The sequence below is a fragment of the Caulobacter sp. GW821-FHT05F04 genome, from assembly GCF_059419665.1.
In genome coordinates this window covers 222,762-247,422 of record NZ_JBWKSF010000002.1, presented here as the reverse complement: position 1 = coordinate 247,422, position 24,661 = coordinate 222,762, and the positions used below count along the sequence as shown (strand labels likewise).

General features: G+C 65.8%; 26 protein-coding genes, 1 tRNA gene and 1 pseudogene. 9 read left to right on the top strand and 19 right to left on the bottom strand.

Features of this window, described 5'->3' with window-relative positions:
• Positions 1-35 precede the first annotated feature (35 nt).
• The 5 genes from AC07R7_RS05740 to AC07R7_RS05720 form a co-directional block, all read right to left on the bottom strand.
• Positions 36-959 carry a FecR family protein gene (locus tag AC07R7_RS05740; RefSeq protein ID WP_494634454.1) on the bottom strand — a complete coding sequence of 308 codons (924 nt, stop codon included), beginning with the start codon at positions 957-959 and terminating at the stop codon, positions 36-38.
• Positions 956-1,462 (bottom strand): RNA polymerase sigma factor, encoded by a 507-nt coding sequence (locus AC07R7_RS05735; protein ID WP_099503481.1) that lies wholly within the window; start codon positions 1,460-1,462, stop codon positions 956-958. The genes AC07R7_RS05740 and AC07R7_RS05735 overlap by 4 nt, the downstream gene beginning before the upstream one ends.
• Positions 1,463-1,727: 265 nt before the next feature.
• Positions 1,728-2,165, bottom strand: coding sequence for a DUF6538 domain-containing protein (locus AC07R7_RS05730; RefSeq protein ID WP_494634853.1), 438 nt, complete (start codon positions 2,163-2,165; stop codon positions 1,728-1,730).
• Positions 2,166-2,208: 43 nt separating this feature from the next.
• On the bottom strand, positions 2,209-3,036 hold the full coding sequence (locus tag AC07R7_RS05725; RefSeq protein WP_494634453.1) for an abortive infection family protein: 828 nt from the start codon (positions 3,034-3,036) through the stop codon (positions 2,209-2,211).
• A gap of 217 nt (positions 3,037-3,253) precedes the next feature.
• The gene (locus tag AC07R7_RS05720; protein ID WP_494634452.1) at positions 3,254-4,999 is read right to left on the bottom strand and encodes an SH3 domain-containing protein; all 1,746 of its coding nucleotides are present in this window, start codon (positions 4,997-4,999) and stop codon (positions 3,254-3,256) included.
• 206 nt (positions 5,000-5,205) lie between these two features.
• Between AC07R7_RS05720 and AC07R7_RS05715 the strand changes: the two are divergent.
• Together AC07R7_RS05715 and AC07R7_RS05710 are read left to right on the top strand one after the other, a co-directional pair.
• Positions 5,206-5,454 (top strand): annotated as a pseudogene (locus tag AC07R7_RS05715) (DUF1883 domain-containing protein); the annotation flags it as partial.
• Positions 5,455-5,478: 24 nt separating this feature from the next.
• Positions 5,479-6,003, top strand: coding sequence for a toll/interleukin-1 receptor domain-containing protein (locus tag AC07R7_RS05710; protein ID WP_494634852.1), 525 nt, complete (start codon positions 5,479-5,481; stop codon positions 6,001-6,003).
• Positions 6,004-6,536: 533 nt separating this feature from the next.
• Here the strand turns inward: AC07R7_RS05710 and AC07R7_RS05705 are convergent.
• The 5 genes from AC07R7_RS05705 to AC07R7_RS05685 all read right to left on the bottom strand — a co-directional run bounded on the left by AC07R7_RS05705 (position 6,537) and on the right by AC07R7_RS05685 (position 10,890).
• Positions 6,537-6,806: a hypothetical protein gene (locus AC07R7_RS05705; RefSeq protein WP_494634451.1), complete on the bottom strand. Its 270-nt coding sequence runs from the start codon at positions 6,804-6,806 to the stop codon at positions 6,537-6,539.
• A gap of 85 nt (positions 6,807-6,891) precedes the next feature.
• Positions 6,892-7,554: a hypothetical protein gene (locus AC07R7_RS05700; RefSeq protein ID WP_494634450.1), complete on the bottom strand. Its 663-nt coding sequence runs from the start codon at positions 7,552-7,554 to the stop codon at positions 6,892-6,894.
• A 332-nt stretch (positions 7,555-7,886) separates the two neighbouring features.
• Positions 7,887-8,753 carry a hypothetical protein gene (locus tag AC07R7_RS05695; protein ID WP_494634449.1) on the bottom strand — a complete coding sequence of 289 codons (867 nt, stop codon included), beginning with the start codon at positions 8,751-8,753 and terminating at the stop codon, positions 7,887-7,889.
• 477 nt (positions 8,754-9,230) lie between these two features.
• Entirely contained in the window at positions 9,231-10,256 is a 1,026-nt protein-coding gene (locus AC07R7_RS05690; protein WP_494634448.1) for an IS110 family RNA-guided transposase, read from the bottom strand.
• Positions 10,257-10,659: 403 nt separating this feature from the next.
• Positions 10,660-10,890 carry a helix-turn-helix domain-containing protein gene (locus AC07R7_RS05685; protein WP_494634447.1) on the bottom strand — a complete coding sequence of 77 codons (231 nt, stop codon included), beginning with the start codon at positions 10,888-10,890 and terminating at the stop codon, positions 10,660-10,662.
• Positions 10,891-11,028: 138 nt separating this feature from the next.
• On the opposite strand from AC07R7_RS05685, the gene AC07R7_RS05680 reads away from it, so the two are divergent.
• The 3 genes from AC07R7_RS05680 to AC07R7_RS05670 are packed head-to-tail and all read left to right on the top strand — an operon-like array spanning position 11,029 to position 13,542.
• Positions 11,029-11,550 carry a hypothetical protein gene (locus AC07R7_RS05680; protein ID WP_494634446.1) on the top strand — a complete coding sequence of 174 codons (522 nt, stop codon included), beginning with the start codon at positions 11,029-11,031 and terminating at the stop codon, positions 11,548-11,550.
• A gap of 54 nt (positions 11,551-11,604) precedes the next feature.
• Positions 11,605-11,850: a hypothetical protein gene (locus tag AC07R7_RS05675; RefSeq protein ID WP_494634445.1), complete on the top strand. Its 246-nt coding sequence runs from the start codon at positions 11,605-11,607 to the stop codon at positions 11,848-11,850.
• Positions 11,851-11,853: 3 nt separating this feature from the next.
• Positions 11,854-13,542 (top strand): recombinase family protein, encoded by a 1,689-nt coding sequence (locus AC07R7_RS05670; protein ID WP_494634851.1) that lies wholly within the window; start codon positions 11,854-11,856, stop codon positions 13,540-13,542.
• On the opposite strand, the gene AC07R7_RS05665 is transcribed toward AC07R7_RS05670, so the two are convergent.
• Positions 13,498-13,574 (bottom strand) — tRNA-Arg (locus tag AC07R7_RS05665). The two genes, AC07R7_RS05670 and AC07R7_RS05665, sit on opposite strands and share 45 nt — an antisense overlap.
• Before the next feature lie 264 nt (positions 13,575-13,838).
• On the opposite strand from AC07R7_RS05665, the gene ggt reads away from it, so the two are divergent.
• Positions 13,839-15,581 (top strand): gamma-glutamyltransferase, encoded by a 1,743-nt coding sequence (ggt, locus tag AC07R7_RS05660; protein ID WP_494634444.1) that lies wholly within the window; start codon positions 13,839-13,841, stop codon positions 15,579-15,581.
• A gap of 90 nt (positions 15,582-15,671) precedes the next feature.
• Here the strand turns inward: ggt and AC07R7_RS05655 are convergent, their stop codons facing one another.
• From AC07R7_RS05655 to AC07R7_RS05630, 6 genes are read right to left on the bottom strand one after another with little or no spacing between them, the layout of a single operon-like run.
• Complete coding sequence (locus AC07R7_RS05655) at positions 15,672-15,887, bottom strand: hypothetical protein (protein ID WP_492837329.1); 216 nt, start codon at positions 15,885-15,887, stop codon at positions 15,672-15,674.
• An 11-nt stretch (positions 15,888-15,898) separates the two neighbouring features.
• Entirely contained in the window at positions 15,899-17,392 is a 1,494-nt protein-coding gene (locus AC07R7_RS05650; RefSeq protein WP_492888067.1) for a sensor histidine kinase, read from the bottom strand.
• 9 nt (positions 17,393-17,401) lie between these two features.
• Positions 17,402-18,151 carry a TVP38/TMEM64 family protein gene (locus tag AC07R7_RS05645; RefSeq protein ID WP_494634443.1) on the bottom strand — a complete coding sequence of 250 codons (750 nt, stop codon included), beginning with the start codon at positions 18,149-18,151 and terminating at the stop codon, positions 17,402-17,404.
• Complete coding sequence (locus AC07R7_RS05640) at positions 18,148-19,206, bottom strand: quinone-dependent dihydroorotate dehydrogenase (protein ID WP_492888069.1); 1,059 nt, start codon at positions 19,204-19,206, stop codon at positions 18,148-18,150. The genes AC07R7_RS05645 and AC07R7_RS05640 overlap by 4 nt, the downstream gene beginning before the upstream one ends.
• Complete coding sequence (locus AC07R7_RS05635; protein ID WP_492837334.1) at positions 19,203-19,547, bottom strand: DUF952 domain-containing protein; 345 nt, start codon at positions 19,545-19,547, stop codon at positions 19,203-19,205. Before AC07R7_RS05635 ends, AC07R7_RS05640 begins: the two co-directional genes overlap by 4 nt.
• Entirely contained in the window at positions 19,544-20,053 is a 510-nt protein-coding gene (locus AC07R7_RS05630; RefSeq protein WP_494634442.1) for a SixA phosphatase family protein, read from the bottom strand. The genes AC07R7_RS05635 and AC07R7_RS05630 overlap by 4 nt, the downstream gene beginning before the upstream one ends.
• A 79-nt stretch (positions 20,054-20,132) precedes the next feature.
• On the opposite strand from AC07R7_RS05630, the gene metX reads away from it, so the two are divergent.
• From metX to AC07R7_RS05615, 3 genes are read left to right on the top strand one after another with little or no spacing between them, the layout of a single operon-like run.
• A complete protein-coding gene (gene metX / locus AC07R7_RS05625) occupies positions 20,133-21,281 on the top strand; it encodes a homoserine O-acetyltransferase MetX (RefSeq protein WP_492837336.1) in 1,149 nt (382 codons plus the stop codon).
• Positions 21,278-21,970, top strand: a complete 693-nt coding sequence (gene metW / locus AC07R7_RS05620) for a methionine biosynthesis protein MetW (RefSeq protein ID WP_494634441.1) — start codon at positions 21,278-21,280, stop codon at positions 21,968-21,970. Before metX ends, metW begins: the two co-directional genes overlap by 4 nt.
• Positions 21,967-22,713, top strand: a complete 747-nt coding sequence (locus AC07R7_RS05615) for an endonuclease/exonuclease/phosphatase family protein (RefSeq protein ID WP_492888072.1) — start codon at positions 21,967-21,969, stop codon at positions 22,711-22,713. The genes metW and AC07R7_RS05615 overlap by 4 nt, the downstream gene beginning before the upstream one ends.
• Here AC07R7_RS05615 and AC07R7_RS05610 read toward each other — a convergent pair.
• A complete protein-coding gene (locus tag AC07R7_RS05610) occupies positions 22,703-24,214 on the bottom strand; it encodes a phospholipase D-like domain-containing protein (protein WP_494634440.1) in 1,512 nt (503 codons plus the stop codon). The genes AC07R7_RS05615 and AC07R7_RS05610 overlap by 11 nt on opposite strands.
• Before the next feature lie 60 nt (positions 24,215-24,274).
• Positions 24,275-24,619 carry a P-II family nitrogen regulator gene (locus AC07R7_RS05605; protein WP_010918409.1) on the bottom strand — a complete coding sequence of 115 codons (345 nt, stop codon included), beginning with the start codon at positions 24,617-24,619 and terminating at the stop codon, positions 24,275-24,277.
• Between the last annotated feature and the right edge of the window lie 42 nt (positions 24,620-24,661).

Here is a 24,661-nt window from a genome sequence, read left to right as displayed (position 1 = left end):
GGACAGGGATTTTTGTGAAGTTTCGGCGACGGCGGTCAGCGCGAGAGCAGCAAGCCGTCCGAGGTCTGACGAACGGTGAAGCCGTGCATCAGCGCCAGATCGCGCACCAGGGCCCGGGGCTCGTCGAGCCGGAAGCGGCCAGCCACCCGTTGGCGACCCAAGGCCGGATCGGCGATCACGATCGGCGTGGCCGAGGCGCGGTTCAGGCGCTCGACCAGCCGCGCCAGGGGGATGCCGTCCGTTTCCAGCCAGCCCGAGCGCCAGTCGTCGGCATGGAGGTCGAACGCGCGGATCGCCGACAGCCGGCCCTCCTTGGCGAAGGCCCGCTGGCCCACGGTCAGCTCGGCCGTGCGGTGGATCAGCCCCGCCGGCGCCAGCCGAACGCGACCGCGACGCACCGAAAGCTCCAGGCGCTCGTCGCTGCGCTCGAGGTCGAAGGCGGTGCCCAGCACGCGGGCCGAGCCTTCGGGCGCCTTGACCGTGAACGGCCGTCCCGCGTCGTGGGCGACGTCGAAGAAGGCCTCGCCGCTGACCAGCTCGACCTGGCGCCGCCGGGCCCCCAAGCGCACCTCCAGGCGGGTCGCGCCGTCCAGGGTGACCCGCGTGCCGTCGGCCAGGGTGGCGACCCGGTGCTGGCCCGGCGCGGTCTGCAGCACCACCGGCGCGACGGTCATCAGCTGGATCTGCGGCCAGGCGAGGACGGCGGCCAGGCCGCAGGCCGCCAGACCGCCCGCTAGCGCGGCCCAACGCCCAGCGCGGCGCGGGACGCTCCGCCGTTGCTCGCTCAGCCGCATCGCCTCAGCCAGGGCAGGGTCCTGACTGGCGCGCCAAACCGCGTCGAAGGCTTGGCCGTGGGTCGGATCGGCCGACTTCCAGGTCTCGAAGGCGGCGTCCTGACGGTCGCCGTCGTCCAGACGTCGCGCCGCCCAGACGGCGGCCTCTTGGCGGATGCGGCTCATCGGCGGCCTCCGCTGGCGCGGCGCTCGGCCCGCGCGATCTCGCGATGCAGCTGCTCCAGCGCCCGCACCACGTGCTTTTCGACCGCCGCCTCGCTGAGGCTGAGATCCTGGGCGATCTGACGCGGCGAGTGGCCGTGCAACCGGCGCCGGATGAAAACGTCGCGACGCAGGGGCGGCATTGCGTCCAGCGCCTTGCCGAACACCTCGACCTTCTGGCGATGCATCAGGATCTGCTCCGGCGCAGGGGCTTGGCAGGGAATGTCGTCGTCCAGCGCCTGGGCGGGCCGTCGGCTGGCGCGGCGGAAGTGGTCGCGCACAAGGTTCAAGGCGATGCGATAGCCCAGCGCGGCCCTGTCAACGATGGTCCGCGCCTGCTCGTAGGCAAGCAGGCGCTCGAACGTTTCCTGCACCAAATCCTCGGCCGTCGCGGGATCACGCGTCCGCCGAACGATAAACTGATAAAGGTCGCGCCGCTGCGCGCGCAGGCTAACCAGGTCGCTCATCGTAGCGCTTGGCTCCCCCAGGGAGCGGAATAGCGGACGGACCGACCAAGCATGGCCAGGCGCTAGCACGACTTTGTGACACTATCGCCTTTTCGCGCCGAACGTCGCCTCAGCGCCGATTGTGTTGAAAAAGTCGACCCCACGATTTCACAGGCTTATTTTCAGCACGAATAATGCCGATCGATCCAGTTTCCTGAACGGTTGAATCTGCAGCGTGCGCGTTCACGCACACCCGCAGACACCTTCGCTGAGTGTGTTGCGGCGATCAGTTTAACCCACCACCATGTGTGGACGGCTCCCCGGCGGCGACATCATAGGACCGCCGCAGGGCAACCGTTGGACTGTCCGTCCCCAACGATCTCCAAACCTCGCGCTTTCCAATGATTGCTCTGAGAGCCTCAGGCACGCGCCGCCGGTAGTAGATGCGACCGCCCCGCCGAAAGAGATGGAGCCGAATAGCGTGTAGACTGTTTGTGTAGCAGCCGCATGATCGTTTTCCTGAACCATCTCTGATGGTTAGGATGCTTTCGGGCGCGCGATTGTGTAGCAGGTTTGTGTAGCAATCGTCCGCAGACGGTCTTCCAGACGGTGAAACCGCAGGGTTTTCAACGATGTTTGGAAGAATGGCGCGCAAATACGGATGCTTCGGAGAACTATGAGTGGCCGCTAGCGATCTAACGCGCTGAGACTTGTCCCGTGACACACGCCCGTGAGCCAGTGGCTTCAACTCTGCGCGGCTTCAACGGCTAAAAGTGACGAGTGTCAGACGGGCTCATGAAGTGGAGCAGCCGCATTGCCTCATCCAGATCTGCCGGTGCAATTGGTCCGCGTCGGTCTAGCCACGTTTCGACAATGAACGTTGCCATCGTGCCCGCGAGGTTTACCGCTAGATGCGCGTGGCGCGGTAGGGGACGAACTTGACGTCTGCCTTGGCCGTGGGCGTCGCCGACCTTGTTCCGGAGTGCGCCCAAACCTTCGACCACGCTTGTACAGCCGCCAAGAATGCGCCGGAATACATCTTCGGTGTGCTGGCTAGGCGCTATATTCAGTAGCTCCGCAGTCAGCCTATAGAGTTTGGGGAGGTCAGCATCATCGGGGTAGATGGCTTGCCCTTCATCGAGAACTGTTTTGCAGACCGTCTCCAATAAAGTGCGCGCCGCCGTGATCGCGCCCTCAGGGTCGGTACTGCGTCGGTCCAGCGCCTTATTCCAGATAGCCGCGACGCCATCGGCGCTGAAAGCGGCGAGGACATCCGTCGCTCCCTGATCGAGCGGCTTTCTTGCTCCAGCCTCCAACTGCGCAATCAGCGGTTCGAAGTCATTTCGGATTTGAACTCGCCGGCCTTCCCAGGACGAGTGCATTGCTTTTGCGATCGGCCAAAAAGCTGACAGGTCTCGGCACGTGCGCACATGTCTGGGGAGGAGATCGGATGTCATCGGATCATCCATGAACTCGCGGCGCAGCAGCTTGTAAGTACCGTCATCGGCGGTGTTGCCGGTCGCCCGGTCGATCAGCAAGTTCATTAGAAAGAGCGCCCGCTCAAATCGGTCGGCGGGTAGGTCGGGGTCGCTCACGTGGATCATCCGGTTCGGCGGAATTGCGTTACCTTACCGTTTGGCGCGCGTCTCCGCCATGCGCAGTAGGTCGGCCGGTGGCGCGTAGTAGCTCAAATCGCTTGAAGGTTTGCGCCACAAAGCGTCCATTCGCCCCAACCGACACTTGCTTGCGGCGAGCATCTTAGCTGACCAGGGGATGGGTAAGCGAACGTTGGAAAGGGACGGACGAGCCTGTTTACAGCATGGGCTTGTTGCGCAGGTGACGTCGGCTCATCCATCCAATGACTGGCCCGCCCGTGTGGTAGTCGTGCACCTCCACCTTCACCCAGGCATCGCGCTCATCCAGGATTCGCACGGGCTGATCGGGATAGACCACGCGGATGAGCAGGCCGTTCGCATCAGGTTCCGCGCGGAGCGGGACCTCCTTGTGCACGAAACGCAGGGTGGTCTCGTTGGACAGGACGTCGGCCTTCAAGACCGTCAAATCCTCGTGCAACAGGTCAACCTTGTGTCCTAGGTCAGCGGGGTCCGGCAGCACCTGGGTGGCAGCCTGGTCGAGAGCGAAGGACGCCTTCGCGATGTCGCGAGATTCCATATCGACAGACAAGTTGTAGCCGCTCATCGCAAAAGCGAGAATCGCCAGGATCGTGGTGAAAATCTCCAATCGACCGGCGCGATGAACTGGATCGACGCCTGTCAACAAGCGACCTGAAAGCGCTTCGCGGATCAACGCTATCAGCTCATCGATTTTCGAGTTGTCGAGGGTGCCTTCGTCCACCCGACGGACGCTGTCTTGAAGGCTTGAGAATTCCTTGCCAACCTCGCCGTCCAGCGGCGTCTCGTCGTAGTGTTGCAGCAGATCGGCGGTCACGCCACGCGCGGTGATCCCGCTCAGGCCAAGGCTGGTGGCCATCTGGAAGCCCGCCGGCATGGCCATGGCCTCGCCCAACGCGCGTGGAACGGCACCGACGTCAGGGACCTGCGCCATCGTCAGGGCAGCGATCGTCGAGGCCGTGAGGCCCAAGTTGAACGTGCGATTGGCAGCCTTCAGGAAGGCAAACTGGTCGTCGTAGATCCGCCCCAGGCGCGTGACGTCGGCCAGGCGCGCGCCGACGAGGCGATCGACAGCGCCGATGGCTGAAATCCTGGGTAGGGCCGATATGGAATTCAGGATCGAGGCGTGCCGGCTAAGACCCGCCGCTGACATCGCCCAGTCCGGAAACGCCCCGCTGAGCGATTTGCTCAGCCTGCCCACGGAGTCCAGCCGCTCGAAGGCACCGCCAATGCGCATGCGTTCGGCTAACTGGTCCTGATAGGCACTGATGGCGCTGATCGTCTTGATCTTCGGGATCGCCAGATCAGCCAGAGGCGAGCGGTATCCAGCAAGAACGCCGAGTTTCTCATACTTGCGGACTTCCTGGTCGAGCAGCGACAAGGGAGGTCGCAGCATCGCGCTTAGGGTCTTGTGATTGGCCACCGCCTTCTCAATGGCGGACACGGGCGGCAAGACGTTTATGGCGAAATGCTCGTTCCGGTCTTCCTGATCCTGCTGCCAATCGCTAACCACCCGACGCAGCCGCTCTGAACCCGTCTCATCGTCCTGAGCGGCCATCGGATAAGCCTCGTTGTCGCCACGACGCCGAACCTTCCGGCGCGTCCCACGGCCTTCGGCGAGGTAGTTCGGCGTCAACATGGCGCCGCTGTTGTCCAAGAACTGGTTGGCGGCGTCGTCCAAAGCGTCCCGGGTCAGGTCTAGCACCGTCTCTGGCGACAGGCGTACTTCTTGATCGGCCGTCTTGGCCATATCGATAAGCAGGTCGCGGATCATGGCTGCGGCGTCGTCCCATCGGCCGTCTGCGAGGCCGGACCGCGTCCAGTCGTTAAACTCAGGCGTCATAGGCTCGACGATGAGCTCGCCCAGGCCAACGCAGGTAAAGCGTACTGGAAACCGCATATTGGCTAGGTCGCTGGTTGACACCATGCCCGTTCTCTCTCGCTAGGTCTTGGCGTCTCGCCGGACGCGAATCCGGAAGGCGGGCGCTTGAGAATCATAGCCGCTCCCGACATTGACAAGCGAACCGGCAGTGCAGCTACGATCCGCAGGCTTGAACGCGTTTAGCGTAGTGCAAGCCTTGCCAATTCAGGCACAAACGGTGAACATAGATTTCTTCCGTTGAGGTCGAATCTATGAATTTCACTCACTATTCCCTTGGCTACATCGAACGCGGAAGCGTTGTCGAGGTGTCCTTACAGGGGAGCGCCGCGAATGTGCGGCTGATGGATAGCTCCAATTTCAATAGCTTCAAGTCTGGCCGACAACATAGATACCACGGCGGGCTTGCAAGAAGTTCCCCTGTTCGGCTGGTCGTTCCTAGCTCGGGAAACTGGCACGTAACAGTTGATATGCAGGGGCTGCGAGGTTCCGTTAGATCTTCTGCTCGAGTTATTCCTGGAGCCGCAATGAGGCCCCTGCCGACAATCAACGAAGCTCCTCTTCGCTCGATACCCACGCTGGTCAGAGACGCCGAGGAGGATCTAGCTCCGACGCCCGAGGCACCTGACGGACGGACATTTGACGTCTTCATTTCACATGCATCTGAAGACAAGGCGGATGTCGTGCGCCCTCTTGCGCTGGCCCTTCAAGCTGCAGGTCTAAGTGTCTGGTATGACGAATTCGAACTTCGTATCGGTGATAGCCTTCGGAGGAAAATTGATCGCGGTCTTGGCAGCAGCAGATTTGGGGTCGTCGTTCTATCCCAAGCCTTCTTTGGCCGAGGGTGGCCAGAGTACGAATTGGATGGACTCGTGACGCGAGCCGTATCTGGCGATCAAATATTGCTTCCGATTTGGCACAACGTAAGCAAACGCGAGGTAATTGGCTATTCTCCGTCGCTTGCCGATAGGCTGGCGCGAAGCACAGCGACCCATACGGTTGAAGACATCGCAGCTGAGATTGTCGACGTGATTAGAAATCCCCAAACTTAGAAGGTTTCCGGAAGTGTATTTTTGGCGTTGCATCCATTCGGAGCGTCAAGGTAGCCGTTGGTGAACTGATGCCGCTCCAATCGGGTTGGCGGCGATGGCAAGATTGAAGCATCCGGCTCAGGTGGCAGGGATGCGCTTGTCTGCACACTGGATTTTCCCGGCCTGTCGCCTGGGGGCGCGGTCCTGTGAAGAGCCCAATATTCATGGATTTCAAGGCGCGAACTGGCCCCAATTTTCTAGGGCGAGATAAAAGGACAGGGACCTGACGGCCCCATGTCGTTGATGGTGCTGAGAATTTTTAGGGACCAGCCCTAAAGGTCAGGTCCCTGTTTTTCAGACTTCCTCAAACGCTTCAATGATTTGACCGGGACCAATCGCGTCGGCCCATGCGGGTAGCGGGATGAACGCGGCATTCTTCGCGTGGTGCGAGCGAAACCGCGAGGCTGCAACGGAAGCCGCTGCTCAAATCTATCGGTAGTGCGAAAAGGTCCCGATATCGCCGCTGACAAAGCTGGTCTTGGCCAGCTCCGCTCCTAGTCTCTCTGGTAGCTGGCGCGCAGTCGGCCCAGCGACATTTGCCCGTTCGGCGTAACGCCCTCGCCATTGACCACTGAGACCTCGTACCCGTTGAGAAGCGGGACGATGCGCCGATCCAGCCATTCCCTTATTGAGGAGTTATCTGCCGCCTTGCGGGTGTAGCCGTATTCCTCTTGGTCTCCCATCGCCGCTCTGCGTCCGGCTCGAACGACAATGCGAATGCCTTCGATGTCCAATACGGCTTCTTCAAGTTCCATGGGAGTCATAGCAGCCCCTCCAAAAAGTCGCCCCGACCTCCGCGGCGACCTAATGTAGAGTTATTAGCGAGTTATTTTATGGGTTGGCAAGCGCTTAATCGGCGGTTGTTGCGTCCATCATCGCTTTGATGCGATAGAGCCACTTCTCCGCGAGGCTGCTGTCTTGGAATTCCAGCTTCATAAGCGGGGTCTCGGGATCGCGTAGGCCGAACACCAGGGTTGGCGGTCCATCGACCATCTTCGTGTCTTTGATCTCTTGCTTGTGCTCGACGATCTTGCTGGAGGGGGTCATTGCCGATGCAGCGCCGAGGGCCAATCCAGCCGGTCCCGCGACAGCCAGGCCAACCACGCCACGGCCAATCGCGCTCTTCTTCTTCTGGACTGCTACGGGGGTTGTGACCGTGCGGGTGTAGCTGATCTCGTGGCTGTCTTGGCGGAGGGTTAGTTCCATGATCGACGCCAGCGGGACGGCCTTATCGCTCACGATCGTCACTTCCTCGCCAGAGCGATAGCTCACGATCCGCAGGGAGTTGTTGTCGCTGTTGAGGGCCAGCCATGCGCGGTGATTGCCGTTGCGAACGTCAGTTGCATCCGCGAGCCCGTTCATTTCCTTGTACTCGTAGAGGGCCAGCCGCTCGCGTTTGGCTGCAGCCTTGCGCTCTTCCTGGCGGGCCTTTTCCTTCTCGTTTCCGAGATAGCCCAGGTAGAGGAAGCCGCCGAACAGAATGGCGATGATGACGAGGATAGTGAGCAGCACCGGCGTTCCCCCTTGGCCCGACAGCGCAACCTAGGTCAGCCTTGTCGCCAGCGCCACTCTCAGGGCGCGAGGGCTGCGGGGCCATCAAGGCTGATCTGCTCGCCGGTCAGTTCGACGCTGCGATCGCCGAGGTCGACAAAGAAGTCCAGGCGATGATCCAAAAGCGCGCTGTGTCGCGTGGGACGAGCGCTCCGAAGAAGCGCGGTCGCAAAGCCAGCTAACACCGCTGACAAGCCGAAACGCAAACGACCCCTGAGAAGGGGCCGTTTCTGCATCTGAGCATTAGGTGTGTGCGATGCCTGTTCCTGCCCTGTGTGGCGCCTTGCAGGGGCTTACGGCCAGTCGAAGCGAGAGATCGCCCTCGCGACCGTATCGCAGCTATCCGGAGATTGGCCCGATGCCTGCTGTTTGGCGTGATAGTGACCGCCCTGCGTGAGTTGCGTGAGCAGGGTCTGTTGAGCTGCTGTGCCCGGCGGGGCGACCCGATCCAGCCAAGCGCCCACACGGCCCGCGTAGGGCTTTATGTTCACGCCGCACGCTGCGCCACGGCCAATCATGACGGCGTATGTCGAGACGCGATCAATGTAGCCGTACATCTCGCCCTGTGACGGTTCGCCGGCACTGACTGGAGCTGCGTTGGCCATCGCTTCCTCCTGTGCGGCGAGCTGCTTCGATCTTTGAGACACGGTTTCGTCAGCCACGACCATCGGAACGCGCTTGCCGTCGAGTACAAGTGGGCGGCTAGAGTCGCACGTCGTAGGTCCCTGACCGGGTTCGGAACTGAACTCGGGGGTGTTGGTCATGTAAAACCCAATCGAGAAGGTGCGGCGCTTACCCCCTCCGACTGGCTCTGCAGTTCCGTCGTAGACTGCGCCTTGGCTGCCCATTGCTTCGCACGCGGTTGTCAGCCGGTAGGCGCGTCCAAGGCGTTTGCTTACGAACGCTTCGACTTGGCGTGCGGTGTAGACGTTGAGGTCGCGCACCTCATTGGGCGGCACCTGGCTCAAGTCGACGAGCGGGATTTCCGGCTCGACGCTCTCGGGAGCGGATTGAGGTGCTGGTGCGGAGGCAGCTGCGGGCTCCACGGGAGGCGCTTGGTCGGAAGGGGCCGAGTTCCAGCCGATGACGAGCAGCGAAACAACGCCCACAGCCAGGAACGTCCCGCCGCCGAGAACCACGACTTCTTTTGCCGATACCATGCGCGCCCCTGAGTTTCGCTCTATGGTTGCTCGGGGGTGGCCAAGTTCCGATTAACGCGAATGGTTACAGGTTTCTGACATGGCGAAGCCCCGCAAGGCGGGCAACCATCGTCGACGCCAGGATGCTCGCCAAATCGATGCTCGACGATCCCAGCCGCGCGGTCAGAGAGCGAGCGGCGTTTCTCGTCCGTCGCCTGTCGGAAGTACACTAGACGTCCGTGTGTGGACGCCCGCTTCGAGGCAAGAGGTTTTTCGAGATTTCTGACGCGGTCGGTTCAGGTGCTTCCGTGTGTCCGGCCTGTTGATGCGGCCGTTCACACGCCGCTGGCCTGTATGGAGATCGCGGATCGGGTCCAGACCGCAACGGCGCGCTCAAGGCGCTCGGACATTTCACTGGTTTTCCCAACCCCGTCTTCTGACCGTTGCGCCATACCTCTCGTCTGACCTTTGCCTCTCCGACGCCTCAGACCCTGGCGGTTAGACCGCCACGGCCGGAGCCCTGTAGGTTCCTCCGTGCGCCATCAGCGCCCAGACGATCCTGGCCATCTTGTTGGCCAACGCCACGGTGACCAGCATCCGCGGCTTTCGCGCCAGCATGCTCTCGAGCCATGGATTGGCAGGTGCGCGATCGCGGCCCGACACCCTGGCCGCGGAGCTGGCGCCAAGGATCAGCAGTCGTCGCAAACTACGCTCGCCCATCTTGCTGGTTCGCCCTAGTCGCTCCTTGCCGCCGCTCGAGTGCTGCCTTGGCGTGAGGCCGACCCAGGCGGCGAAGTCGCGCCCGCGCTTGAAGGTGCTGGCCGCCGGCGCCAGCGCCACCAGCGCGGTGGCGACGACGGGCCCAACGCCAGGGATGGTCATCAGCCGTCTGGCGACGGGATCGCGCTTGGCCCGCGCGGCGATCTCGGCATCCAGCTGCACGATCTGGCCCTGTAGGGCTCGCAGGCTTTGGGCGATGATGGCCAACACCGGCCGCGCCTCGGCGGGCAGGTCGCTGCTTGGGTCGTCGACCACATCGATCAGCCTGGCGGTGTGCGCCGCGCCTTGCCGGACCACGAATCCAAACTCCGCCAAATGACCCCGCAGCGCATTGATCAGTTGGGTGCGTTGCCTGATCAGCAGGTCGCGGGTGCGGAACACCACGGCCGAGCCTTGAGCCTCAGCGCTCTTGGGCGTGACGAACCGCATCGTCGGCCGCTGCGCCGCCTCGCAGATGGCCTCGGCGTCGGCCATGTCGTTCTTCTGCCGCTTCACGAATGGCTTCACATAGGCCGGCGGGATCAGGCGGATCTCGTGACCCAGAGCTCCGATCTCTCGGGCCCAGTAGTGAGCGCTGGCGCAGGCCTCCATCGCCACCAGGCAGCGTGGCTGGCTGGCGAAGAACGCCAGCATCTGATCTCGTCGCAGCTTCTTGCGGAAGACCACGCCGCCGGCCCGATCAGCGCCATGCGCTTGAAAGACCGACTTGGCCAAGTCGAGCCCGATTGTGATAACTTCTCCCACGGACGCCTCCTTTGCAGTGGTGTTCTCAACACCTCCACTTTGGCACATCGATGCCGTCGGGGGGCGTCCACCCCATCGCAACGGGTCGGGAGCGGGAAAACGCACCCGGCCAGAGAGCGGACCTTCACGCTTTAAGGCGTGGGCTGGTCAGTCAACTGGCGTCGCCCTCGCTGAGAGCTTCAGACCCTCGCTCGGAGACAAACCGCCCTGGTGCGCTTGGTGGAACGAGGGCCGGACGGGCTGGCGCGCGTCAAGGGTGGCGCCTACGGCGCCATCGCGGAGCGACGGCGAAGCCGCCCTTGACCCGCACCATCCCGCCCGGCAGAGGCTCTCCAAGCGCTCCAGGGCGAGCACCGACCTTTCAGGTCCTGGCTCCCTTGAGCGGGCGGGTTGGTGCCAGCGCCTACTTAGCTAGGCGAACGCCTGGGCCGCCGCCAGCGTCGGCGCTGATGAAGATCACGCCCTCGGATTCGAGCGCGGCTTGGATACGATCAATCGTGCCGGTCTGCATTCCGCCCTTGTTGGCCTCGAACCGATGGATCGTGGAATCGGCGACTTCCGAGCGCTCAGCAAGCACCCTCACGCTGATTCCAAGAGCGGCTCGCGCCATGCGGATTTGAGCGGGCGAGATCATTTTTAGAGAAATTCTCCGACTTCTTGCGAATTTCTGTTGACCAGGCCGGTGAAATTCGCTGAAGTCTAAGCGGAATCCTCCGAAACTCCACCGATTAGCGCGCTGATCGGACCGAGCGCCTGCGCCGGGAGCCCCCGCATGTCTAAAGACAAGGCCGACCCCACGTCCATTTCCCGCCGCGCCCTGCTTGGCGCGACGTCAGCCGCTCCGCTGATTTGCAGCGCCCCGAACGCAGCGGCGCCACCGCCGACTGATAGCCTCATCGGCCAGTGCGCGCGCTGGCTGGCCTACGACTTCGAGTCCGATGGCCTTGCCCGCCGATGGGGCGCGCTGGAGACCCTGGCGGCCTCCGGATACGACTACTTCCGCATGAGCGACCATCAGCGCGGCAGCCTTCCCATGGCGCCCGAGATGGCCGCGATCGAAGTGGAGCTGGACGCGCTTTGGGAGAAGCGTAAGCGCGGCCTCAAGGCGATCACCAAGCTGGAGCCTCGCAACATCCACGAGGTCGCCAGCCTCCTCGTCATCGCCGCCCGCATGGATTTCCATGACCCAGGCCCGACCGCGCCCCTGGTCAACAAGGCCATCGCGTTCTTGGCCTCGGCCAAATGCCCCGGCTGCGGAGAGCCCTATGTGCCGCCGAGCCTGCCCACGGCCTGACGCGGCGGACGCAAACCCGCCGATTTCCTGTCTCTCTTCGCCGCAGTACGACGGGTGGCCGAAGCCGCTTGCGGCGCTGTCACCGCCCTGCACCGTGGCGCGATGGCCCCTCGGCATCATCCGGATAGCTGTGAGAACGGCGGCGCCCGCGTCATCAAGCGCCGCCGACGCCGCGCCGACGCGCCAATCAAGGTCGCCGATGACTGGCCCGACTTCGTGCCAGTCACCGACCACGAGGCCCGCATTATCGAGGCCTTCTTCGCCGACGTTCTGGATGAGCTGTTCGGCCCCATTCCCTGATCAATGGAGTTTGACATGGGCCGCGCTCGCCTAGCCCCCACGCCGTCGCCCGCATCGCGGGCGGCGGTCTATCTCCGCGTCTCTACGGGTCGTCAGGCAGAACATGACCTGTCGTTGCCCGACCAGCGCCGCCAGCTTGAGGCCTACTGCGCTGGCAAAGGCTGGAAGGTGGCGACCGAATATCTGGAGCCGGGCAACACCGCCACCGACGACAAGCGGCCCGCCTTTCAGGACATGATCGAAGCGGCGATGACCAAGCCCGCGCCGTTCGACGTGATCTTGGTCCACTCGTTCTCGCGGTTCTTCCGCGACCAGTTCCAATTCGAGTTCTACGTCAGGAAGCTGGCCAAGAACGGCGTGAAGGTCGTCTCGATCACCCAGGAGCTGGGTGACGATCCGATGAGCAACATGATGCGCAAGATCATGACGCTCTTCGACGAGTACCAGTCCAAGGAGAACGGCAAGCACACCCTACGGGCCATGAAGGAGAATGCCCGCCAGGGTTTCTGGAATGGCTCACGCCCGCCATTGGGCTATCGCGTCATCATTGCTGAACAGCGCGGTGCCAAACTCAAGAAGAAGCTGGAGATTGACCCGATCCAAGCCGAGAAGGTTCGACGCATCTACAAGCTCGCCCTGTTCGGCGTGGACGGCTCCGGTCCCTTGGGCCTGAAGTCCATCGCCACCTACCTCAACGACAACAACGTCCGCACCAAGGATGGCGGCCGGTTCGGAATCGACGCGGTCCACAAGGTGCTGACCCGCACGACCTACAAGGGCGAGCACCGGTTTAACTTCACCGACCACAAGAACCGCGCTCGCAAGCCCGACGAGGAGCACGCGGTGGCCAAGATCCCGGCCATCGTCACCGAGGACGAGTGGCAGGCGGTGCAAGACCATCTGAAGCTCCGCAGCCCGACCTGCATGGCCTCGCGGTTCGTCACCAGCCAGGTGCTCCTGGGCGGCATCTGCTTCTGCGGTCTCTGCGGCGGCGCCATGACCCTGCGGACCGGGAAGAATGGGCGCTATCGCTATTACACCTGCTCGACCAAGGCCCGCATGGGCAAGGCGGGCTGCACCGGCATCACCGTGCCGATGGACAAGCTCGACGACGCCGTCGTCGATCATCTGGAGCGCCGGCTTCTTCAGCCTGACCGGCTGTGCATGCTCATGGGCAACGTGCTCGACCGTCGCCAGGAATGGGTGGAGCGCAGGCGCTCCCACGTCGCCGAACTGCGTAAGCGGTCCACCGAGGCGGCCAACAAGCTAGTGAGGCTCTACGCGGCGATTGAGGACGGCCTGGTCGGTCACGGCTCCGAAGGCCTGAGCGACCGCATCAGGGAGTTGGAGGCCATCAAGAAGGAGGCGGCGGCCGACGCCGAACGCGCCGAGGCCGCCATCGACAAGCTCGGGCCGATGATCACGCCGGAGGCCATCGAGCGGATGGCCCTGGCGACCCGCGAGGGCCTACGGGCGCCGGACGGCTCCTATCGGCGCGCCCACGTCCGCGCCGTCGCGCAGCGCGTGGAAGTGCTGTCCACAGCCGAGATCAAGATCATGGGGGGAAGGACCGAACTGCTTCGGACGTTGGCCGCTTCGGGGGGCGACCAGTCTGCGATTCTGGAAGTTCGCAGTTTTAAACCGAAGTGGCGCGCCCGGAACGATTCGAACGTCCGACCCTCAGATTCGTAGTCTGATGCTCTATCCAGCTGAGCTACGGGCGCGCATTGCCTTTCGGCGAGGCGGGGGAAGTAGCCCGTCCGTTTCGGGAACGCAAGCCCGGTTCGCAGGAAAATTCGAAAAGTTTCGCACGCCGGTGTTCGCTCGGCGCAACGGCCTTGCCGCATAGCGGTTCAGGACGCGGGATTGAGGCCGCTTGCAGACTATCTGGACGTGACAGCGTCGCTTGATTGGTGTCCATGGAACGCCTCGGGACGGCGGGCAGGCCTTCCCCAATGTTCGCCCCTCGTCCGCCATAGAGGATCCGTATGCGTCGTTTTGTTTCCCTGCTCGCCCTCGCCGCGTCGCTCCAGCTGGCGCTGGCTCCGGTCTCCGCCGCCCACGCCGAGTCGATCCCGCTGGGCATGCCGGCGGCCAGGCCGGTCTCCACCTCGACACCCGCCAAGGGCATGGTCGCCGCGGCCAATCCGCTGGCGGTCGAGGCCGGCCTGCGGGTGCTGCGCGACGGCGGCTCGGCCGTCGACGCCGCCGTGGCCATCCAGGCGGTGCTGGGCCTGGTCGAGCCGCAGAGCTCGGGCCTGGGCGGGGGCGCGTTCATGGTCTTCTACGACGCCAAGACCGGCAAGGTGACCGCCTATGACGGCCGCGAGACCGCGCCGAGCGGCGCTTCGCCGGACATGTTCATGGCGCCGGACGGCAAACCCCTGCCCTTCGTGACGGCGCTGCTGTCGGGCCGCTCGTCGGGCGTGCCAGGCGCGGTGGCCATGCTGGCCCAGGCCCAGAAGGAACACGGCAAGGCTGCCTGGAACACCCTGTTCAAGGACGCCGAAAAGCTGGCCGACGACGGCTTCGTGGTCAGCCCGCGCCTGGCTGGCATGATCGTCAGCCGCGCGCCCCAAGCCTCGCAGCCGGACGCGGTGAAGTACTTCACCAAGCCGGACGGAACCCGCTACCAGGCCGGCGACGTGCTGAAGAACCCGGCCTATGCCGCGACGGTGCGCAAGATCGCCGCCGAGGGTCCGGCGGCCCTGCTGGACGGCTCGATCGCCCAGGCGATCGTCGACCGGCTGCACGAGGGCGACCTGCCCAGCAGCATCACCCTGGCCGACTTGAAAAGCTACAAGCCGCGCGTGGCCCCGGCCCTGTGCCGCCCGTGGAAGGTCTATACCGTCTGCGTGCCCAACCCGCAGTCGTCGGGTCTGGCCGTGATCCAGGCGCTGCGGATGCTGGAGCACACCGACATCGGCAAGCGCGGCCCGACCGATCCGGTGGCCTGGACCCAGCTGGCCCAGGCCGAGCGGGTCATGTACGCCGACCGCGACCGCTATGTCGGCGACCCCGCGTTCGTGACCGTGCCGGTCGACGGTCTGCTGGATCCGAAATATGTCGCCGAGCGCGCCAAGCTGATCACCGACACGGCCGGCGCGGCCCCCCCGTTCGGCAAGCCGAAGGGCGCGCCGAAGGTCGGGATCGACATGACCAAGGAGCCGGGCGGCACCACCCATCTGGTCGTGGTCGATCCGGCCGGCAATGTCGTGTCGATGACCACCACGGTCGAGAGCATCTTCGGCAACGGTCGGATGGTGAACGGCTTCTTCCTCAACAACCAGCTGACCGACTTCTCGTTCTCGCCGAAGGAGAAGGACGGCGCGCCGGCCGCCAACGCCATCGCGCCGGGCAAGCGCCCGCGCTCATCGATGTCGCCGATCATCGTGCTGGACAAGAAGGGCAAGTTCCTGGCGGCCGTCGGCTCGCCGGGCGGCAACGCCATCCTGTCCTATAACCTGAAGGCCATGGTCGGGCTGTTCTACTGGAACCTGAACATGCAGGAGGCCGTGTCGCTGCCGAACGTCGTGGCGCGGGGCGACACCTATTCGGGCGACGCCCAGTGGTTCGGACCCGCGATGCTGTCGGCGCTGAACGCGCGTGGCGTCAATATCAAGGTCGGCCAGGTCGAGGGCTCTGGCCTGCACGGCGTGATCGTGCGGCCGGGCGACGTGCTGGAAGGCGGCGCGGACCCGCGTCGCGAGGGCGTGGCCAAGGGGCTCTGAACCTCCTTCCAGGGCGTGGCAGCCGAAAGTGTAAGCGGTTTCGGCGCCTGCCACGCCCTGCCTTTTTAGAGATGGACCCTGATCGAACGATCAGGGCTCCAGGCCCGCCTCGACCTCGGCGCGGGAGAAGACTTCCTCCTGGCCGTCGATGAGCAGTTCGGTGTCGGAGGCTTCCTGCACCGCGACCATGGCCGCCACCCGGCGCAGGGCGCTCGGGACATCGGGCGCCTCGACCGTGATCTCGTGGATCGGCGCGCCCCCAGTCGAGGCGCCGATCTTCACCGCGATGGTCCAGGTGGTGGTCATCGCACGTCCTCCTAGGTGGCCGAGGCGTCGGCGGCCTTGTCATCCGGCTCCGGCAGCGGCTCGGGCGCGCCGGCCAGGGTGAGATCGAACACCGAACCGCCGGGTCCGGTCTCGACCAGCGCAAGATCTCCATGATGACCCTGGGCCAGCTCGCGGGCGATGGCCAGACCCAGTCCCGTGCCGCCGCGCCGCACCGAGCCGACGAAGGGTTGGAACAGGTTGGCGCGGGCGCGCTCGGGCACCCCGGGGCCGTCGTCCGACAGGCGCAGGATGCTGTGGCCGGCGTCGCGGCGCAGCTCGACGAAAACCTTGCCCTTGCCGCCCCGGTCGGTCGCGCCCTCGATCGCCTCGCGGGCGTTGCGGAACAGGTTGGTGAGGATGCGGTGCAGTTGGTCCGGGTCGGCCACTACCTGTTCGCGCGGACCGATGACGGTCTCCAGGGCGACGCCCTGCGGGGTCAGGCCGGCGTCCTCGGCGGCCATGTCCAGGGCCGGACGCAGCGGGATGATCCGCGTCACCGGCTCGGGCTCCTTGGACTTGCCATAGGCCATGACATCGGAGGCCAGGGTGATGGCGCGGTCCAGGGCTCGTTCCAGGCGGGGCAGGGCCTGAGCCACCTTGGGATCGCCGAGGGCGGCCAGGCGATCGGACGCCATCTGGGCGCTGGTCAGCATGTTGCGCAGGTCGTGATTGATCTTGGCCACCGCCTCGCCGAGGGCGGCCAGACGGGCTTTGGACGCGAGCGCCGCCAGCAGGTCGACCTGCATGCGGTCGAGCTCGGCCTCGGCGCGGCCGATCTCGTCGCGGCGCTTGGACACGGCGATACGCGCCTCCGGATCGCCGGGGTCGACCCGGAAGGCTTCCATGGCGCGGGTGATCCGCTGCATCGGCCGGACCAGGAAGACATTCAGGAAGGCGTAGACGAACAGGCCAGCAAGGGCGGCGACGAAGATGGTCACGCCGGCCAGTCGCCAGAAGTACTCGACCAACGCAGCCTTCAAGGGAGCGTCTGGAACCACGACCTCGACGAACTCGGCCTTGCGGAAGCGCGGCTCGGCCATCACGCGGACCATGCTGCCCTTGGGGCTGGTCAGGGTGAAGAACGGCGCGGCCAGCCACGAACCGGGGTTCTGGCGGCGCAGGTCCACGAGATACGGCGTCTTGAACGGCTGCTTGGGCGGCAGGACGAGACGCCGGGCGCCCTCGGCCTGGACGGCGACGGTGACGGCCCCGGCCTGGTCGAACATCTGGTTGGCGACGGCGTCGCTGACCCGCAGGTCCGGATCCGACTCGGCGATGGTCGAGGCCAGTTCCCCGGCCCGCACACGATCCAGCAGCCACTGCTCCTCATAGGCCGCCAGGGTCGGCGGCAGGATCAGCAGGCCGCCGAAGGTGACGACGATGGCGGTGAACAGCAGCAGGCGCGCCGACAGGCCGCCGGGCCACGGAAATCGCTTCCGGGGCGGGGCGGGCTCAGTCTCTGACGGCGAAACCGTTTCGACCATCCGGGGCGGCTACTTCTCGTCCAAAGGCTTTGGCAGGGGCGCTGCTCCGCGCCGCTTGCGCCAATGGCGCCACAACGGCGGCAGAAAGGCCAGAACGCCCATGCCGACAATGGGAAGATAAATCCGTGGCGAGAAGAGGGTCTCCAGCGTCACCGGGCCGCCCCGCGCGAAGAGATGGCCCAGTCCCGCGCCGATGCCGGCATAGACGAAGGAGCTCGGGATCATGCCCAGCACCGAGGCCAGAACGAAGGTGCGGGTCGGAATATTCATCAGCCCGGCCGCGACATTGACGATCAGCAGCGGAAAGGCCGGGATCAGGCGCAGGGTCAGCAGGTAGTTGAAGGCGTCGTGCTTGAAGCCCTCCTCAACCCGCGCCAGGAACGCGCCGGGCTTGCGGCGCAGCATGTCGCCGAACGCGGTGCGGAACACGAGATAGATGATGGTCGACCCGCCGGTGGCGCCGGTCACCGCCGCGAATCCGCCGCCTATCGGTCCAAACAGGAAGCCGCCGGTCAGCGACAGGATCAGGGCCCCCGGCAACGACACGGCGACGGAGGCGATGTAGATCGCCAGATAGATGGCCGCGCACAGCAGCGGTTTTTCGCGCGCGAAAGTCTGGAGTTCGGCGCCGCGAGCGCGCAGCTCCTCAAGCGAGATATGATCGGCGACGCCGCTGGCGAAGGCGGCCACGAACAGGACCACGATGACCACCAGCGGGCCAAAGCGGCGCAACAGCATTACAGCCCGGTCTCGCGTCATGCGGCGCCGACCGCGTCCTCGACGGCGGCGAAGCCATCGGCCCGCAGGCGGGCGGCGAGATCGCGCTTGATGCGGGTGACCAGGCCAGGGCCGCCATAGACGAGGGCCGAATAGAGCTGCACGGCCCGCGCGCCGGCGCGGATCTTGGCGTAGGCCCCGGCGCCGTCGGCGATCCCGCCCGTGCCGATCAGGTCAACGCGACCGGCCGCGGCGGCATGGAAGCGCTTCAGCACCTGGGTCGAGGGTTGCAGCAGCGGCGCGCCGGAAAGGCCGCCACTCTCCTTGGCATGGGCCGACTTCAGGCTGTCAGGGCGGGCGATGGTGGTGTTGCTGACGATGATCGCGTCCAGGCCCGCGTCGACCACAGCCTCGACGATGGCCTCGACCTCGCCGTCTTCCAGGTCGGGCGCGACCTTGAGGAAGATCGGATAGTCGGCGCCCGAGGCGACCTTCATCGCCTCGCGGGTCTCGGAGATGCGGCCCAGCAGGTCCTCCAGCGCCGCCTTGGTCTGCAAGGCGCGCAGGCCCGGCGTGTTGGGCGAGGAGATGTTGGCGGTGAAGTAGTCCGACAGGCCCCACAGGCGGGTCAGGCCCGTCACGTAGTCCTCGATGCGGTCGCTGGCGTCCTTGTTGGCGCCGATGTTCGCGCCAACGATCCCGCCCCTGCCCTGGCGCTTACCGAGCCGCGCCGCGAAGGGTTCAAGGCCGCCATTGTTGAAGCCCATGCGGTTGATCACCGCTCGATCCTCGGTGAGGCGGAAGAGACGCGGACGCGGATTGCCGGCCTGGGCCAGGGGCGTGACCGTGCCGGCCTCCACGAAGCCGAAGCCGGCGGCCAGCATGGGATCGGCGACCTCGGCGTTCTTGTCGAAGCCGGCGGCCAGACCCACGCAGTTAGGCAGTTCCAGGCCGGCGATCTTCACCGCCAGGATCGGATCGTCGGGACCGGTCTCGCGGGGGCCCAGGCCCATCCTGAGGCCGCGAATGGCCCAGCCGTGGGCGTCCTCGGGATCGAAGGCGTGCAGGGCGCGCGCGGCGAGGTCATGCAGGTTCATGCGAGGTGATCGCCCAGTCGAGGAACGCCGTCGGCGTCGAGACCAAGATCGGCCTCGGTGATCACCTCGCTGGCCAGCAGCGGGCGATAGAGATGCGGGAATAGCGCCCCACCGCGCGAGGCTTCCCACTTCAGGTCCGCGCCCAGGCCCTCGGCCTCGACGCCCAGCAGGACGAGGTCCGGCTGATCCTTGAAATATCTGGCGGCGGTCTCCTGGGCCTGGTCGGCGGCGGAGAGGTGGATGAAACCGTCCTGGTGGTCGACGGCCGAGCCTTCGAATCGGCCCACGGCCTTGGCGGCGTCCCACTCGGCGCGGGACAGGATCTTGTAGATCAGGGTCATTCGCCGCCGGCTCCGCCGTTCTCGTGCGCGTATAGGAGGTGCTCCAGCACGGGGCCCCTGTCGGTCCAGCCGAACACCACCGTGGTCGAGGTTGGGAAACGGCCGCGCAGCTTGTTGGTCTGGATCGGCGAGGCCTCGCCTTGCTGGGCCAGACGCAGGGCCAGTTCGTGCAGGCCGGGATTGTGCCCGACCACCATGACCGTGGCCACGCTGTCGGCGTACGCCTCGATCACCTGGACGACCTCTTCCGGATCGGCGTGATAGAGGTCGCGGAACTGCTCGACCCGCGCCTCGGGAAAGTTCGGCGCGACGCGCTCGGCCGTCTCGCGCGTGCGGCGGGCCGAGGAGACCAGAATCAGGTCAGGCGCGAGGCCGGCGCGCGCCAGCGTCTGGCCCATGACGGCCGCGTCGGCCCGGCCGCTGTCGGCCAGGGCGCGTTCGAAATCGCCGCCGCTCTGGGCGTGCCGCTCGGCCTTGCCGTGGCGCATCAGGATCAGTCGCTCCATGCGACCTCCATAGCCGTCCCTCGCCTTGTCAGGAAGCCAGTGGTTGACACCTTGTTCGCCAAGGGGTCCAAGGCGGGCCATGGCTGCGCTCGATCTGGTTACACCCGCCGGCGGGGGAACCTGGCGGTTTCCCGCGAACGAACCCCTGCGGCTCGATTCCGGCGCCATGCTCGAGGGCCTGGAGATCGGCTACCAGACCTATGGCGCGCTCAACGCCGACAAGTCCAACGCCGTCCTGATCTGCCACGCCCTGACCGGCGACCAGTACGTCGCCTCGCCGCACCCGACGACGGGCAAGCCCGGCTGGTGGTTGCGGATGATCGGTCCCGGCAAGCCGCTGGACCCGGCGCGGCACTTCATCATCTGCACGAACGTGATCGGCGGCTGCATGGGCTCGACCGGGCCGGCCTCGATCAACCCGGCCACCGGCAAGGTCTACGGGCTGGCGTTCCCGGTCATCACCATCCCCGACATGGTCCGCGCCCAGGCGATGCTGGTCAGCGCCCTGGGCATCGAGACCCTGTTCGCCGTGATCGGCGGCTCAATGGGCGGGATGCAGGCCCAGCAGTGGGCGGTGGACTATCCGGAGCGGCTGTTCAGCGCCGTGGTGCTGGCGTCCGCTTCCCGGCACTCGGCCCAGAACATCGCGTTCCACGAGGTGGGCCGCCAGGCGATCATGGCCGATCCGGACTGGCGCGGCGGCGCCTATGCCGAGCATGGCGTGCAGCCCGGAAAAGGCCTGGCGGTGGCGCGGATGGCCGCGCACATCACCTATCTGTCCGAGCCCGCCCTTCAGCGAAAGTTCGGCCGCGAGCTCAAGCGCGACGGCCTGTCCTGGGGCTTCGACGCCGACTTCCAGGTCGAGAGCTATCTGCGTCACCAGGGGGCCAGCTTCGTCGACCGGTTCGACGCCAACAGCTATCTCTACATCACCCGGGCCACCGACTATTTCGACATCGCCGCCAGCCACGGCGGGGTGCTGGCCAAGGCCTTCACCGGGGCGCGCGACGTGCGCTTCTGCGTGCTCAGCTTCACCAGCGACTGGCTCTATCCCACCGCCGAGAGCCGTCATCTGGTCCGCGCCCTGACCGCGGCCGGGGCCCGCGCCGCCTTCGCCGAGATCGAGAGCGACAAGGGCCACGACGCCTTCCTGCTGGACGAGCCGGTGATGGACGCGGCGCTGGCGGGCTTCCTGAGTTCGGCAGAGCGTGACCGGGGGCTGATTTGACCCCAAATTCCCAGAATAAAGTTCGGGAGGACTTCCGCGAGATCCTGCGCCTGGTGCGCCCCGGCTCGCGGGTGCTGGACGTCGGCTGCGGCGAAGGCGCGCTGCTGGACCTGCTGAGTCACGAAAAGCAGGTCGACGGCCGGGGGCTGGAGATCAGCGCCAGCGGCGTGGCCGCCTGCATGGCGCGCGGCCTGTCGGTGGTGCAGGGCGACGCCGACCTGGACCTCGACCACTTTCCCGACCGCTCGTTCGACTACGCGGTGCTGTCCCAGACCCTGCAGGCGACGCGCCATCCGCGCCACGTGCTGGACGAACTGCTGCGGATCGCCGACCGGGCCATCGTCTCGTTCCCGAACTTCGGCCACTGGCGGGTGCGCTGGTCGTTGCTCAGCCGAGGCCGGATGCCCGAGACCAAGGCCCTGCCGATGCCGTGGTGGTCGACGCCGAACATCCACCTCTGCACCCTGGCCGACTTCCTGGCCCTGACGGCCGAGCTCAACCTGCGCGTCGACGCCTGCGCCGCTTTCGCCGGCGCCGGTCCGGCCCGACCGATGAATCCGGCCAGCACGCTCGAGAACTGGCGGGCCGAGACCTGCCTGTTCATGCTCAGCCGCAACGGCGCGACGACGCAAGGAAACCATCCTGGGGGGGAACTTCCGCCGGTCTCGGGCGATCTGTTCGACGGATGAAGACGCTTCGTCTCATGACCTACAACGTCCACCGCTGCGTGGGCACGGACCGCAAGCTCGATGTCGAGCGTGTGGCCGAGGTCATCGCGGCCGAAAAGCCCGATGTCGTCGCCCTGCAGGAACTGGACGTCCTTCGCGCCCGCACCAAGGGCGTCGACCAGGCCCATCGCCTCGCCGAACTTCTGAAGATGAGCTTTCACTTCCACCCGGCCATGACCGTGGAGGAAGAGCTCTACGGCGACGCCATCCTGACCGCCCTTCCCGAGCGAAGGGTCAAGGCCAAGAGCCTGCCGCTCTACAAGCGCGTGCCGGGCCTGGAGCCCCGCGGCGCCCTGTGGGTGGAGGTGGATGTCGGCGGGACCAAGGTCCAGATCATCAACACCCACCTGGGCCTGATCCCACAGGAACAGAAGCGCCAGGCCGCCGCCCTGCTGGGTCCCGACTGGATGGGCGCGGACGAGTGGCTGGCCCCCGGGGTGGTGCTGGGCGACTTCAACGCCACGCCCTATTCGGCGACCTATAGGATGCTGCGAACGGCCCTGCGCGACGCCCAGGCGCCGACGCCAAGCTGGCCGCGACCGGCCACGGCGACCTTCCCGTCCAGCTTCCCGTTCATGCGCATCGACCATGTCTTCCTGACCAAGGGCCTGGAGACGCGCGGGGTCAATTCGCCGTTCAGCCCGCTGGCCCGCGTGGCCTCCGACCACCTGCCGCTGGTGGTCGAGCTGGAGGTCACGGCTTAAGCCGCTCTGGAGGCTCGGGCGGCGGCTGAGTAAGCCGGGCGATGTCGCGCCGCAGGCGCGTTCGACGCCCCCAGGGTCGCCAGGCGTCGTCGGGCGCGATGGCGTCGCCCAGGCTCCAGTCGGCGATGAACTTCTGAACGCCGCTCAGGTGGCGCGCCGGCACGGGCTGCAGCCGGCGCGGCGGGCCGCCTTTGACGTCCAGCGCGTTGATCGCCCCGCCCAGGCCGCCTTCGCGATCCATGGCCTCCAGGACGTCGGCGGCCGAACGATCGATGAAGTGACCGACCAGACGGCCCAGGAAGGCGCGGACCGTCTCGCGCTCCAACTCGCTCCTGGCCTCGAAGGCCAGGTCGCACTCGCTGTCGAGCCCGATCGAACGGTTGTTGAGGTTGGCGCTGCCGATCCGCAGCATCCAGTCGTCCATGATCGCCACCTTGGAGTGGACGATGATCGGCGCCCCCTTGGGGGTGTGGGCCGAGAAGGCCGAGAAACGCCCATGGACGTCGACCTCGCGCAGGCGGTTGATGGCCGAGGTCCGCGCGCTGTCCATGGTCATCTGGTCGAAATAGCTGGGGCTGCGCGCCGGTCCGACCGTGACCACCTCGGGACCATCGGGCTCGGCGAGGCGCTCGGCCAGGGCTTCGACGATGATTGGCGAGGTCAGGTACTGGTTCTCCAGATAGATCAGCCGCTTCGCGCGCCGGATCGCCGAGAGGTGCAGCATAAGGCACTCGATGATCTCCGGGCGGCCTTGCCACGCGGCCGAGGTGCGGGCCACGGCGACCGGCAGACGGCGCAGATCGGGCGGCAGATCCTCGGGCCAGGGCGTCTCGTCGGGGCGGTCCGGGCGCTCGACCGGATCGCCGCCCGAGGCCTTCCAGCGGTCGACGAACAGGTCGGCCATCGCCTCGCCCGCCCGGCCATCGACCAGGATCGAGACCTCGTGGCGGGCGGGATAGTGACGGCCGGTCGGCAGGCGACGCAGCGGATTGTTATCCAGGTGCAGGGTGTCGTCCCAGCGGTCGACGCCGATGTCGCCGCCGCTGACGAGAGCGGTCACGCCGTCGATGATCACCGCCTTCTGGTGATGGCAGGCGCTGGCCGGCAGGGTGGCGTCCAGCCGGTACTTGACGCGGGAGCCCGCGAAGAAGGCCGCGCCGCGATGCGGGCCGAACAGCTGCGAGGCGGCGATCGGGAGCGGCATGTCCCAGGTCAGCACCCGCACGTCGAGCGCGGGATTGAGCGCCGCCTGTCGCCGCAGGATCAGGCCGATGCGGTCGGCGTGGCTGGGATCACGGCTTTTCTTGACGCGGTCGGGGTCCAGGCGCGTCAGGGGATCGAACACCCAGGCCAGGATCCAGATCGACTTCCTGGCCGACAGGATCAACGGCTTCAGCGCGTCGAACGCCTCGTCGTTGTCGATGAACAGGGCCACGCGATCGGCGGGCTCGACCCGCCAGCAGTTGTATCCCGGTTGGAAGACGGAAGGTCCCGGATCCATGTCGCCCCAAATCGCCGTGAACCACGACAACGCGCAGGGCGGCTCATGGCTCCGCTTGTCTTAGCCCGCGATGGCCGCCGCGTCGCGTTCGCCGGTGCGGATGCGCAGGGCTTGTTCCAGGTCCATGACGAAGACCTTGCCGTCGCCGATCTTGCCGGTGTTGGCGGTGCGCTGCAGAGCCTCGATGACGGGCTCGAGCACGTCGGTGGGCACGGCGATCTCCAGCTTGACCTTCGGCAGCAGCTTCACCTCGTACTCGGCGCCGCGATAGACCTCGGTCTTGCCCTTCTGGCGGCCGTAGCCGCGCACCTCGGTGACGGTCAAACCCGACGCGCCCGCCTCGGTGACCGCTTCAAGCACCGCATCCAGGCGGCTCGGCTTAATCACGGCGACGATCATCTTCATGGCGGTGTTCCCGGGAGCGAACGGTTGTCAGGACCACAAGCT